This is a genomic window from Rothia sp. HC945 (genome assembly GCF_051370785.1).
Classification (GTDB): domain Bacteria; phylum Actinomycetota; class Actinomycetes; order Actinomycetales; family Micrococcaceae; genus Rothia.
Map to the genome: position 1 here is coordinate 125,340 of NZ_JBFCSN010000001.1, position 13,060 is coordinate 138,399.

The following is a 13,060-nucleotide window of genomic DNA, read 5'->3' on the forward strand; positions in this document are numbered from 1 at the left end:
GTGTAAGTTCTGGCGATCTGCGGACGAGCCCGGTGCTAACCGTGCAGGGGGTGACCGGCCAGGGCCATGGCCGCTTCACCCAATGCCTCGTTCTGGGTCGGGTGCGCGTGGATGAGCTTGGCGACGTCCTCCGGATATGCCTCCCAGTTGACGATCAACTGGGCCTCGCCGATCTGCTCGCCGATGCGCTTGCCGATGGCATGGACACCCACTATGGGGCCTTCCTTCTCGCGCACGAACTTGATGATGCCGCTGGTTCCGAGGATCGAGCTCTTGCCGTTTCCTGCCAAGTTATATTCTGCGACCTCGATGTTGTCGTCGCCGAACTTCTCCTTGGCCTTGGGCTCGGTGTAGCCCACGGAGGCGATCTCGGGGTCCGAGAACGTCACCTTGGGAATGTTGATGTCCTCGACGATCACGGGATTCAGGCCCGCGATCTCCTCGGCGATGAAGATGCCCTGCTGGAAACCGCGGTGGGCCAGCTGCAGGCCAGGGACGATGTCACCGGCCGCGTAGACATTGCCGACGCCGGTGTGGAGGCGCTCGTCGGTGATGACGAATCCTCGGTCCATGGTCACTCCGGCTTCCTCGAAGCCGAGCCCTTCGGTGTTCGGACCGCGTCCGACGGCGACGAGAACGATGTCGGCCTCGAACTCCTTGCCGTCGGTCAGGGTGACCTTGGCGCCGTCGTCGTCCTGTTCGACCTTCTCGAAGAAGGTCCCCAAATTGGACTTGATCCCGCGCTTCTTGAAGCTGCGCTCGAGAACCTTGATGATCGAGGGGTCCTCGTTGGGGACCAAGTGGGGCAATCCCTCAATGATGGTGACGTCCACGCCCATCGACTTCCACATCGAGGCGAATTCGGAGCCGATCACGCCGCCGCCCAGGATGATGGCGGACTTCGGCAGGTAATCCATCTCGAGGGCCTGAGTGGAGGTCAGGATCCGGCCGCCGATGTCCAGGCCGAAGGTCTTCGAGACGGAGCCGGAAGCCAGAACGATGTTCTTGCCGGTGTACTCGGTCCCGTTCACCTCAACGGTGTTTTCCCCGGTCATCTTACCGGCCCCGTCGATCACGGTAACGCCGCGCATCTTCAGCAGGCCCTGGAGACCCTTGAACTTGCCGGCAATGATGCCGTCCTTGTAATTGCGGATGGCACCCATGTCGATGCCCTCGTACTTGACCTTGACGCCGTACTTCTCGGACTCACGGGCCTCTTCCGCGACTTCAGCAGAGTGAAGGTACGCCTTCGTGGGGATGCAGCCCCAGTGGAGGCATGTCCCGCCGACTTTTTCCTTCTCGATCAGCCCGACGCTGAAACCGAGCTGAACCGATCGAAGAGCGGCGGCATAACCGGCGCTGCCGCCGCCAAGAATGAGAATGTCGAAAGCATTTGCCGAATCGGCCACGTGAAACGCTCCCTCGCGCGTTGGGTACGGGCTGCTTCACTGCCCGTCGCTGATGATGAATCGATCCCACCTTATAACTCAGGTCGGCTCCGACTCCACTTATTGACACCTTGACACAAAGGGCGCCCTGGAGAGGCTACTCACATCCCCAGAGCGCCCCCGATGTGCCGTCCGGCGTGAATAGCTTCTAGTCAGCCAGATCTTCGATGAGACTGACCAGCGTGCTCACGGAAGCGCCCGTGCCGTTCTTGGGCACGAAACCATAGGGCGAGCCCTCGTTGTAGGCGGGCCCGGCGATGTCCAGGTGGGCCCAGGGAATCTTCTTCCCCCTGGATTCACCGACGAATTCCTGGAGGAACAGGCCGGCGATGAGCATTCCACCGTTGCGACCCGCGCCGATGTTCTTCAGGTCGGCCGCCTCGGTATTCAGCTCGCCCCTCATGTGCGCGGGCAGCGGCATCGGCCAGAACTGTTCGCCCGCCCGTTCGGAGGCTTCGATGACCCGGCCCCTGAGTTCTTCTTCACCCATGACGGCCGAGTGGCGCGTGCCCAGGGCGACCATCTGGGCGCCGGTGAGCGTCGCAACGTCGAGCAGGTAGTCCGGATCCGATTCGGACGCGTAGGCGAGCCCGTCGGCCATGACCAGTCGACCTTCCGCATCGGTGTTGAGCACCTCGACCGTTTTCCCACCGCGCATGCTCAGCACGTCGTTCGGCTTGGTCGCGGTCCCGGAGGGCATGTTCTCCGCGATGCACAGGTATCCGGTGACGCGGACGGGCAACTCGAGTTCCCCGGCGGCGGCGACCGCGTTGAGCACGGCGGCCGCTCCGCCCATGTCGCACTTCATGGTCATCATGGACGCGCCGGGCTTCAACGAGATGCCGCCCGAATCGAAAGTAATGCCCTTGCCGACCAGCGCGACGCTCTTGCGTGCATTGTCGGGGTTGTAGTCGACCTTGACGAGTCTCGGCGTCCGGGCCGATCCTCGCCCGACGCCCAAAATGCCTCCGAACCCGCCGTCTTCCAGGTCTTTCTCATCGAGGATCTCGCAGGTCACGTGGTCGATTCCGCTGACCCTCTCGACCGCGCGATCGGCGAAAGTCTCCGGGTACAGGTCATTGGGAGCCTGGTTGACGAGGCGGCGAGCGTTGTCCACCGCTTCGCCCAGGACCAGAGCGCGGGCCAGGGCCTCATCGGCGGCTTCCCGGTCGATGCCGCTGACGATGGCGACGTCGGATACCGGGCGCCGAGACCGGATTTCCTCGTCGGTGCGCTGTCCCGGGTCGAAGAAAGCCCCGTAGGCGGCGCCTTCGGCGAGTGCCGCGACTTCCGAGAGGCTCTCTGCCGGAAGGTTCAGCGCGACCGAGTCCAGCCCGATGAGCTGTCGGACGGCGCTTCCCGCGGCCGAACGCAGGGCATCCAGCCGTTCGGGTCCGGTCCGGGGCAAAGAGCCCAGCCCGGTGAGGACGATCAGGCCAGGGCCTTCGTCTCCGTACCCCGGCAGGCGCTGGAGGCTGTCTTCGGCCCCGGTGACGCCCAAGTCCTCCAGGCTGGCTTCGATGGCGTCCGCGCTGTCTGCGTCGAGGACGGAAGGGGTCAGCTCGGGCCCGTTGTCGCCCTTGACGACGCCGATGACGAGGGCTTGTGCCTCGATGACGTCGGCCTCCGGGCTGATGACGGAAAATGCGAGATCGGTGGACTCAGTCAAACCATGCTCCTTGCTGTGAACGGTGGATACGAAAGCGATTCCGCTGTGGGCGAGTCAATGCGCCCTGCCTCACAGCGCCGCGGGAAATACTCAGCTCATTGAATTGGTTGTAGTCGTACAAGGATTTCTGCTGGTTCCCATGCTCCAGCCTAGGCGTTGCGCTTGGTGGATGGAGAGCAAGGCGGGGATAATTTGCCAGAAGCAGCCGGACCGTCGTCAGGACGGCCGACTCGAGACGAGGTGAGGGGTAAGCCGATGCAAGATCCACAGAAGCTGTATTTGGGTCACCAGGGTCTGCTGAACGACCCGCGGCTCAAGGGACTCGACCTCGTGGTCTCCCTCACGGGTTTCGCCGAGGCCGGATTCACCGCACAACAGGTTTCTGAAGCGATCCTGGCTGAATTGGATGCCGAAGAGGTTGTCGAGTTCGACGTCGATCAGCTCTATGACTACCGGTCGCGCCGGCCACGAGTCCGCTTCATCGAGGACCACTTCGAGGACGTCAGCATGCCGGAGCTGAAGCTGTACGCGGTGACAGACGGACTGGGCCAGCCGTTCTTGCTGCTCGCCGGCCCGGAGCCCGACCTGCAGTGGCAGCGGTTCAGCGAAGCGGTGACAGAGCTGGCTGAGAAGCTTCGGGTGCGTCTTGTTGCCTCGGTCGCTTCCATGCCGATGCCGGTTCCACACACGCGTCCCTTGCCTGTCACGGCGCACGGCAACCGACACGATTTGATTCAGGGAATCTCACCGTGGAAACCCCTGGCCGAACTGGGGGCATCCGCCGGGCATCTGCTCGAGGTCGAATTCGGGCGTCGTGGCTTCGACACCGTCGGCTACACCGTCAACGTGCCGCAGTATCTGTCTGAGGCCGAGTTGCCGCAGGCCGCCGTGACGGCCTTGGAACATCTCAGCGCGGCGACGAAACTGAACCTGCCCACGGATCACCTCCGGGAGGCGGGACGAGACGTCGAGCAACAGATCAACGAACAGGTCGGAGGCTCGGCAGAAGTACAGGGCGTCGTGAGCCATTTGGAAAAGCGATACGACGAGACCATCACCGAGTCCGGTCCTCGGTCCCTGTTGGCGCGGGACGAATCCGAAATTCCCGACGCAGACGAACTCGGGGAGACCATCGAGCGTTTCCTTGCGGAGCACGAGGACAATGACAGCGAACCCGGTTCCTGACCGTCCACTCAACCGTGAGAACGTGAAGCCGCCTCCACAGGGAGGTGGCTTCACGTGTTTAACGGGAGGTTGTCCACTTCCTAGGACCCGTAACGAGATCTCGGGTCTGCCTGCCACAGGGGCCGAGGCATGGTGAGGGCATGAACCGACCAATCACACCGGGTACCTATACCGCGGCAGACGAAACACCGGCCAGAGAACCAGAGGACATCCTGGCCTACATGGTCTATGCCCTGGGGTACTGGCCCGAAGAGTCTCTGATGCTCGTCTCGGCGACGGACACCGAATTGCGTGGTTGCGCCCGTATCGATCTGCCCTCCCGCTCTGTACGGTTGCAGGAATGGGCTGACGGGTTGCACCGGATCATCGAGACCCTGGCTGTGCCGCCAGCCACCACCCGGATGTTTGCGGCCGTGTTCACGAGCGGGTCCGGCCTCGAACCTTTCGCTACCGAGGAAACGGATACAACAAGTCCAACGCGACCGGGCTGTTCCCGCGAAGCCGAAGGGGTCTCGGCCATGATGGTCGCGCTCCGGAGGTGCGCGGATATCGGCCTCACGAGAGAAGGGCTGTGGGTCGTCGATCGGGGCCGCGGGTCCTGGGGGAGCGTTGTGGACGAGTTCGGTTTGTTCCCTGTGGCCCCGGGCGATGGCCGCACGCGGTCAGAGGCGCGCGCGGCCGGAGCCGCGGGCCAGTGGTGGCCGATCGTGTACGGCGGGGAGACGAGCGCAATCCTCGAAAGTCCGCTCGGCACCGCCCTGGCCTTTCGGGGGCTTGTCGTGCGGGAGCAGGAGATGGCCGTGATGGACGACAGGCGCCTGCCTGGCCGATGGGATCTCGCTTCGGCCATCGGGGACAAGGCAGCGGGGTCTCTGAAGATCCGGTACCGGGGCGCTCGCGATCGTAGCCGGCGGGCGGACGACGTCGACCAGGTTGTCCGCCATGCGGTGGACAGGCTCGCTCCGTTCTTCGATGCACCACAGGATGTTCGAAGCGCAGCGTACTCGGCCACCGCACACCTGAGGGTCGAGGATTGCGCTTCGGTCGCGAGGTGCTTGGAGCATTCGGCCGGGCTGTCGGATCTCTTGTCCGCTGTTTTGCTGGACGCAGGAAGGGCCGACCAGAACGCCGAGCCCCGTGGCACCTCGGCTTCGCGCCATGGTCCGCTCGTGGCGACGTCGCAGGACGAGGTTGCGCTCATGCGTGGAGAGCGTGACGCGCCTCTGCCTGTCGAACGGATTCGATCCCTCAGGGTGGTTCTCAACGCGGTGGAACACCTGGAGGTCGGACCCGTTGTTGACGACGTTCATGTGGCGAACGCCTATCTGAGCTGGTTCATGGGCCTGAGCAGCCAGGCCGGAAGATATCTGGACGCGGTGCGCACGCAGCGGGCCAGGTCCGCAGCCACCAGGTTGCGTGTGTCGATGAATGAGCGGCCGTTGCCCCTGTGGTTGGCCGGCTACAGGAACGCAGCAGGCCAGAAATAGGCTCCGAGGGAAAAATCTGACACAATGACTGACCGAAGACCCCGTCTTGCCTATGGTGCACCGCACCTCACGTGGCTCGGCGAATTGACGTTCCGATCAGGGAATAAATGCGGCGCATGCCAAGTTGTCCTGTGTGTACGGCCTTGCAAGTCCACGTGAAATTCCCGCGTATGCGGGATCCCGGGCTTGACAGGGTCATAGGTGTTTCAACCACCTGCGCACACAGGACAGGGAAGAAAGGTTTTTGAGTGTCACCAGTTGCACACAAGAAGTCGGAATCCGGCGAGACCCAGGTCAAGGAAAAGACCGCGGTGTCCGCCGGGGCGAAGAAGAGCGCCGACTCGGCGTCGTCGTCAAAAACCTCTACGGCTTCCAAGAGCACGGCTCAGACCAAGACCACGGCCAAGAAGGCCACTTCTAAGTCGACTGCCACGAAGTCCGCGCCGAAGAAGACGGCTGCGAAGACTTCGGACAAGAAGCGGGTGGACGCCGACTCTACGGAGGAGACGACGGACACTTCGGTAGCGACGGCCGACGCCGCCCCGGAGGAGACCGAGGAGGTCGCCGAAGGCGAGGTGGAGACCGAGACCGTCGACGCGCTGGCCACGGAGAAACAGGGCGACGAGGATCAGGATACCGAGGAGAAGAAGACGGTTGCCGCACGCGGCAACGGCTTCGTGATCTCCACGACCGACGACGATGACGAACCCGCCCAACGGGTCATCGCCCCCGGGGCAACCGCGGATCCGGTCAAGGACTACCTGAAGCAAATCGGCAAGGTCTCCCTGCTGAACGCCGAGCAGGAAGTCGACCTCGCGATGCGCATCGAGGCCGGTCTGTACGCCGAGCACAAGCTCAAGGACAACAAGGACTCGCTGAGCCGCGAAGAGCGCAAGGAACTGCGTTGGGTCATCCACGACGGCAAGCGCGCCAAGAACCACCTGCTGGAGGCCAACCTCCGCCTCGTGGTCTCTTTGGCCAAGCGGTACACCGGACGAGGCATGCTGTTCCTTGATCTGATCCAGGAGGGCAACCTCGGCCTCATTCGTGCGGTTGAGAAGTTCGATTACTCCAAGGGGTTCAAGTTCTCCACGTACGCGACGTGGTGGATCCGCCAGGCCATTACCCGCGCCATGGCCGACCAGGCTCGCACCATCCGCATCCCGGTGCACATGGTCGAGGTCATCAACAAGCTTGCGCGCGTCCAGCGTCAGATGCTTCAGGACTTGGGGCGTGAGCCGGCGCCGGAGGAACTCGCCAAGGAACTGGATATGACTCCGGAGAAGGTTGTCGAGGTCCAGAAGTACGGTCGCGAGCCCATTTCGCTCCACACGCCTCTCGGCGAAGACGGGGACTCCGAATTCGGCGACCTGATCGAGGACTCCGAGGCAGTCGTTCCGGCGGACGCCGTCTCCTTCACTCTGTTGCAGGAGCAGTTGCACTCCGTCCTGGACACCCTGTCCGAACGGGAAGCCGGCGTCGTCGCGATGAGGTTCGGTATGACCGACGGGCAGCCCAAGACCCTCGACGAGATCGGGAAGGTCTATGGCGTCACCCGCGAGCGTATAAGACAGATAGAGTCCAAGACGATGTCGAAGCTCCGGCATCCCTCGCGCTCGCAGGTGTTGCGCGACTACTTGGACTGATAGACAAAGCTCCGGCAGGTTCCCGGGTTCACGGAAGCCGGGAACCTGCCGGAGGAAAAAGAACAAGGCCCCGGACCGCTCGAGCGGTCCGGGGCCTTGTTCGTGTCCCGGGGGGTCACTCCCCGGGGCGAGGATACTGCGGAATCAGACGGACGGAGTCGTGGTCAGACGATCACGTTCGTCCTGCCACAAGCCAGCTATGGGGCGAAGCTTTTCCTCATTGGTGGTCGCGTGGTGAGCGCAGAACAGCAACTCGCCGCCGGTGTTCTCGAGGACCACGCGAACGTAGGCCTGGGCCCCGCAGGAATCGCAACGGTCGGTTGCGTTGAGCTCTCGAGCTTCCAATGTCGCCGTCATGATTTTCCTCCTGACGTCTACGGCCGATCAGTGCCTTCGGGTTCCACCGTTCCCGTCCGGAAGTGGCGGGCCGACTGCGGAATCGCTGACCGGTTTGAGTGTTCATCCATGCAAACACGCGGAGCCGTTGATTTCATCCCCATCCGGCGTCGTTCGCTGTGGGCGTTGACCCGCAGAGATGCCGGATGCGCTTAGACTGGAGGTCGCGCCTTTGCGGCCTACCACCACATCGAGTTTGTCAGGAGCCCCGTCTCAGTGTCGCCGAAGAAGTCCGAGTACACCGCCCACCAGCTCTCCGTACTGGAAGGGCTGGAAGCCGTCCGGAAACGACCCGGTATGTACATCGGGTCCACCGACTCGCGCGGTGTCATGCACTGTCTCTGGGAGATCATCGACAATTCGGTCGACGAGGCTCTTGCCGGATACGGCCAGAACATCGAGATCGTGCTCAATCGGGACGGGTCCGTCGAGGTCGCCGACGACGGCCGAGGCATCCCCATCGACATCGAACCCCGAACCGGTTTGTCCGGCGTCGAGGTGGTCTTCACCAAACTGCATGCGGGCGGAAAATTCGGTGGCGGTACCTACAACGCGGTCGGTGGCCTGCACGGCGTCGGCGCGTCCGTGGTCAACGCGTTGTCGTCCCGACTCGACGTCCAGGTGGACCGGGGATCGAAAACTTACCAAATGTCCTTCCAACGAGGGATTCCCGGGACTTTCGACGACGAGGGAGCTCCTCAACCTGACGTGCCGTTCACACCGGCCGAAGGCAAAGCCGCACTCGAAGTGATCGGCAAGGCTCGTCGAGGAGCGACTGGAACGCGAGTCCGTTACTGGGCGGACCGACAGATCTTCACCCCGGACGCGAAATTCGACTACGACCGACTCCTCGAGCGGGCACGTCAGACAAGTTTCCTTGTTCCCGGCCTGCGTCTGGCTATCCGCGACGAACGCCGACTGCCGGGCACACCGGGGGCAGACGGGCCGCACGAGGAGGTCTTCCAGCACGATGGCGGAATCTCCGAATACGTGGAGTTCCTCGCCCCGGACTCCGCACTGACCGACGTCTGGAGATTCCAGGGTTCGGACAGTTTCAAGGAGACAGTCCCGGTCCTGGACTCGAACGGCCACAGCCAACTCACCGAAGTCGAGCGCGAGTGCGAAGTCGATATCGCCATGCGATGGGGAACCGGGTACGAAACCAACCTGCGCTCCTACGTGAACATCATCGCCACACCCAAGGGCGGAACACACGTCACGGGCTTCGAACAAGGCCTGTTGCGAACCCTGCGCAAGGAAGTGACCGCGAACGCCCGAAAGCTCAAGGCCGGCTCCGACAAGATCGAGAAGGACGACGCCCTCGCCGGGCTCACCGCGGTGCTCAATGTGCGCCTCGTCGAGCCCCAGTTCGAGGGACAGACCAAGGAAGTCTTGGGAACCCCGGCGGTTCGCTCGATCGTGACCAAGGTGCTGTCGCGTGAACTCGACAAGATGCTCAATTCGCGGAACCGGTCGGAGAAGCAACAGAGTTCGGCCGTTCTGGAAAAGGTCGTCGCCGAGATGAAATCCCGCATCTCGGCTCGGGTCCACAAGGAAACCCAGCGCCGCAAGAACGCGCTGGAAACCTCCACGATGCCGTCCAAGCTCGTGGACTGCCGCTCCAACGAGGTCGACCATTCCGAGTTGTTCATCGTGGAGGGCGACTCCGCTCTCGGCACCGCCCGATTGGCGCGGTCCTCCCAGTACCAGGCCCTTCTGCCGATTCGCGGCAAAATCCTGAACGTCCAAAAAGCATCGATCACAGACATGTTGGCCAACGCCGAGTGCGCGGCACTCATCCAGGTGATCGGGGCAGGATCCGGACGGAGCTTCGACCTCGACGCTGCTCGGTACGGCAAGGTGGTCATGATGACCGACGCCGACGTCGACGGTGCACACATCAGAACCCTTCTTCTCACGCTGTTCTATCGCTACATGCGCCCCCTGGTCGATGCGGGACGGGTCTACGCCGCGGTGCCCCCACTGCATCGTGTCGAGGTCATCACGGGCGGGGGGAAGCCCAACGAGATGCTCTACACCTACTCCGAGCGAGAGCTCCACCAGGTCCTGACGCGTCTCGAGGCCGAAGGGAAGCGGTACAAGGAACCCATTCAGCGGTACAAGGGGTTGGGCGAAATGGACGCCGACCAACTCGCGGAAACCACGATGGATCCGCGGCATCGTCTGTTGCGTCGTGTCCGGATCGAGGACGCCGAGGCCGCCGAACGCGCCTTTTCGCTGTTGATGGGCGCGGAGGTGGCCCCGCGCAAGGAGTTCTTGATCAGCAACGCCGACCAGCTGGACCTCGAGCAGATCGACGCCTGAGCGAAGCGACCTCACCCGACCCGCGGCCAGGAACACGTGCCGCGAGCCCGGATACGCCGCTCGGCGGGTCCCAGATCACACGGCACTATACTGTGCCGCATGAGTACCTCTGCTGACACCATGCTTCCACCCGTCACCGTGACCGTGACCGGCGCGGCCGGCCAGATCGGTTACGCGAGTCTGTTCCGCATCGCCAACGGCGACATGCTCGGCAAAAACCAACCCGTACGACTGCGTCTCCTCGAAATTCCGCAGGCCAGGCAGGCCGCCGAAGGTACCGCCATGGAGCTGGCCGACGGCGCCTTCCCGCTCCTCGAATCCGTTGATGTCTTCGACGACGCGGCCCAGGCATTCGACGGGACCGGCTTCGGTCTCCTCATCGGATCGAAACCCCGCCAAAAGGGCATGGAACGCGGAGATCTCCTCGAGGCCAACGCCGGAATCTTCTCCGTCCAGGGCGCCGCGCTCAACGAAGTGGCAGCGGACGACGTCCGGATCGTGGTGGTCGGCAACCCCGCGAATACCAACGCGCTCATCGCCTCCTCCCATGCCCCGGATATCCCTTCCGAGCGATTCACCGCCATGACCAGACTCGACCACAACCGAGCTCTGGCCCAGATCGCGCACGCCACCGGATCGCCCGTCCGCGACGTCGAGCGCATGACGATCTGGGGAAACCACTCGGCCACGCAGGTGCCGGACCTGGACCAGGCCACCATTGCGGGACGACCTGTGCGTGATGTCCTCACCGAACAGGGGCTGGGGGAGGAATGGGTCCGCACGACCTTCATCCCGACCGTGGCCCAACGGGGAGCAGAAATCATTGCCGTGCGGGGCGGTTCCTCGGTGGCCTCGGCCGCTCACGCGGCGCTCGCCCATGTCCACGACTGGGTCATGGGCACTCCTGATGGGGATTGGACGTCCATGGCCGTGGTCTCCGACGGCTCCTACGGCGTGGACGAAGGCCTGATCAGCTCGTTCCCGGTGACCTGCAGGTCGGGGGAGTATGAGATTAATCACAGTATCGATGTGTCTGAGGATGCCCGACGCCGGCTCGAATCGAGCGTTTCCGAGCTTCGGGAAGAACGCGACACGGTCCGCGCGAAAGGGTTGTTGGGACCCAAAGCGGGACACTAGGTGATTCGCTCTTTGGGGCCTCGCTACGGGCCCCAAAGGGTGAAAATTACCCTTTCGGAGCTGTCAAGACGTCGTCTCGGTAGGATCATCGGACGCCCAGAACCGGTTGCTACCTTGTAGGTATCCGGCCCGCTCGGACCGGTCGAGTGCTTTTCAGTAGCGCGAGGAGAACCGTGGATACTGTAGAAATCGCCCGCTGGCAATTCGGGACCACCACCGTCTACCACTTCATGATGGTTCCACTGACCCTGGGACTAGGGATGGTCGTGGTGATCCTGAACCTCATGTGGGTCAGGACCGGAAAAGAGCAGTACCTCAGGATGACGAAATTCTGGGGAAAGCTGTACCTGATCAACTTCATCATGGGCGTGGCCACCGGCCTCGTCCAGGAATTCCAGTTCGGAATGGCATGGAGCGAGTACTCCCGATTCGTGGGGGACGTCTTCGGTGCTCCGTTGGCCATGGAAGGTCTGTTGGCCTTCTTCATCGAGTCGACGTTCCTCGGGCTGTGGATCTTCGGGTGGAAGAAACTCAAGCCCTCCATCCATGCCCTCTGCCTCCTCGCGGCGGTGGCGGCCTCGTGGCTGTCCGCGTTCTTCATTGTGATCGCCAACTCGTGGATGCAGCATCCGGTCGGATACGAAATCGTGGACGGTCGACCCATCCTGAACGACGTGATGGCCGTACTGACGAACAACACAGCGATCGTGGCCATCATCCACACGCTCTTCGGCTCGGTGGCCGTCGCCGGATCGTTCCTGCTGGGCATCGCTTGGTACAAGCTGTGGAAGCGGCGCAGCCAGGGAATCGACACGGTCGATGACAACGGCGTCGTGGTCGTCGGAGACTCCGGCAAGGGCGCCCAGGACAAGAAGGACTACGCGGTCTGGTTCCGTTCCCTTCGCATCGGCATCCTCATTGGAATCATCGGCTTCCTCGGGACTGCATTCAGCGGCCACGCCCAGGCCCAGCTGATGATCCACCAGCAGCCCCTCAAGATGGCGGCCGCGGAGGCCGCATGCCACGACGGCACCGCATTCTCCGTGCTGACTCTGTCCGACCCCAGCGCACGCAACTGCTCGAATGTGAACACCATTTTCGAGATTCCGGGTCTGTTGTCCTTCTTGGCCCATGACAACTTCCACACGGACGTCAAGGGCCTCAACACCTTGCAGCCCGAGTACGAGCACATGTACGGAACCAATTTGGGAGACGAACCCCAGTACGGGGACCGTGCCGGTGAAGACATTCACTATGTGCCGCTGATGATCGTCACCTACTGGGGATTCCGGCTCATGATCACCTTCGGAGGCCTGGCCGCCCTCGCGTGCGCTCTGGCGTGGTGGCTGACCAGAAAGGGGACCGTCCCACAGTCCAAGTGGCTCATGCGCCTGGCCGTATTCGGCATCCTCGCGCCCTTCGGCGCCAACGTCACCGGTTGGGTGTTCACCGAGATGGGACGGCAGCCATTCGTCGTCGCCCCCAACCCGGATCTGCCCCTCGGACAACGGATCTACATGTTTACCGAGGCGGCGGTTTCGCCGAATGTGTCCGCGGGCGAGTTGCTGTTCTCGCTCATTTCCCTGGTCCTCATTTATGCCGTCCTGATGGTCGTGGAGGTCTTCCTGATCGCCAGGTACGTCCGGACAGGAGTCGTCGCCTCCATGCCGGAGTTGGTCACGTCCGATCAGGACGACGACGACCCGAATGACCCCGACAGCCACAAGAACGACGACGTCCTGGCCTTCGCCTACTAGGAGCAACCCA

9 protein-coding genes are annotated in these 13,060 nt (G+C 63.0%); 6 read left to right on the forward strand and 3 right to left on the reverse strand.

Going from position 1 to position 13,060, the window contains the following annotated elements:
* Nucleotides 1-35 precede the first annotated feature (35 nt).
* Both lpdA and AB0Y14_RS00545 read right to left on the reverse strand, forming a co-directional pair.
* Entirely contained in the window at nt 36-1,409 is a 1,374-nt protein-coding gene (gene lpdA, locus AB0Y14_RS00540) for a dihydrolipoyl dehydrogenase (RefSeq protein ID WP_436587356.1), read from the reverse strand.
* Between the two features lie 187 nt (nt 1,410-1,596).
* Entirely contained in the window at nt 1,597-3,117 is a 1,521-nt protein-coding gene (locus AB0Y14_RS00545; protein WP_436587357.1) for a leucyl aminopeptidase, read from the reverse strand.
* 255 nt (nt 3,118-3,372) lie between these two features.
* Here AB0Y14_RS00545 and AB0Y14_RS00550 point away from each other — a divergent pair, with 255 nt between their 5' ends.
* From AB0Y14_RS00550 to AB0Y14_RS00560, 3 genes are all read left to right on the forward strand, one after another.
* Nucleotides 3,373-4,302: a proteasome assembly chaperone family protein gene (locus AB0Y14_RS00550; protein WP_436587358.1), complete on the forward strand. Its 930-nt coding sequence runs from the start codon at nt 3,373-3,375 to the stop codon at nt 4,300-4,302.
* A gap of 140 nt (nt 4,303-4,442) precedes the next feature.
* The gene (locus AB0Y14_RS00555; RefSeq protein WP_436587359.1) at nt 4,443-5,789 is read left to right on the forward strand and encodes a hypothetical protein; all 1,347 of its coding nucleotides are present in this window, start codon (nt 4,443-4,445) and stop codon (nt 5,787-5,789) included.
* A 248-nt stretch (nt 5,790-6,037) separates the two neighbouring features.
* Nucleotides 6,038-7,435 carry an RNA polymerase sigma factor gene (locus AB0Y14_RS00560; protein WP_436587360.1) on the forward strand — a complete coding sequence of 466 codons (1,398 nt, stop codon included), beginning with the start codon at nt 6,038-6,040 and terminating at the stop codon, nt 7,433-7,435.
* A 144-nt stretch (nt 7,436-7,579) separates the two neighbouring features.
* On the opposite strand, the gene AB0Y14_RS00565 is transcribed toward AB0Y14_RS00560, so the two are convergent.
* On the reverse strand, nt 7,580-7,792 hold the full coding sequence (locus tag AB0Y14_RS00565; protein WP_436587361.1) for a DUF7455 domain-containing protein: 213 nt from the start codon (nt 7,790-7,792) through the stop codon (nt 7,580-7,582).
* A 255-nt stretch (nt 7,793-8,047) separates the two neighbouring features.
* Between AB0Y14_RS00565 and AB0Y14_RS00570 the strand changes: the two genes are divergently transcribed.
* The 3 genes from AB0Y14_RS00570 to AB0Y14_RS00580 all read left to right on the forward strand — a co-directional run bounded on the left by AB0Y14_RS00570 (nt 8,048) and on the right by AB0Y14_RS00580 (nt 13,050).
* Nucleotides 8,048-10,156, forward strand: coding sequence for a DNA gyrase/topoisomerase IV subunit B (locus AB0Y14_RS00570; protein WP_436587362.1), 2,109 nt, complete (start codon nt 8,048-8,050; stop codon nt 10,154-10,156).
* 99 nt (nt 10,157-10,255) lie between these two features.
* Nucleotides 10,256-11,293, forward strand: a complete 1,038-nt coding sequence (locus tag AB0Y14_RS00575) for a malate dehydrogenase (protein WP_436587363.1) — start codon at nt 10,256-10,258, stop codon at nt 11,291-11,293.
* A gap of 173 nt (nt 11,294-11,466) precedes the next feature.
* Entirely contained in the window at nt 11,467-13,050 is a 1,584-nt protein-coding gene (locus tag AB0Y14_RS00580) for a cytochrome ubiquinol oxidase subunit I (RefSeq protein ID WP_436587364.1), read from the forward strand.
* Nucleotides 13,051-13,060 lie beyond the last annotated feature (10 nt).

What these genes read in the sequence shown, in the direction of transcription:
- AB0Y14_RS00550 (WP_436587358.1), top strand. Translation starts at nt 3,373, where the DNA reads ATGCAAGATCCACAGAAGCTGTATTTGGGTCACCAGGGTCTGCTGAAC.
- AB0Y14_RS00555 (WP_436587359.1), top strand. Translation starts at nt 4,443, where the DNA reads ATGAACCGACCAATCACACCGGGTACCTATACCGCGGCAGACGAAACA.
- AB0Y14_RS00565 (WP_436587361.1), bottom strand. Translation starts at nt 7,792, where the DNA reads ATGACGGCGACATTGGAAGCTCGAGAGCTCAACGCAACCGACCGTTGC.
- AB0Y14_RS00575 (WP_436587363.1), top strand. Translation starts at nt 10,256, where the DNA reads ATGAGTACCTCTGCTGACACCATGCTTCCACCCGTCACCGTGACCGTG.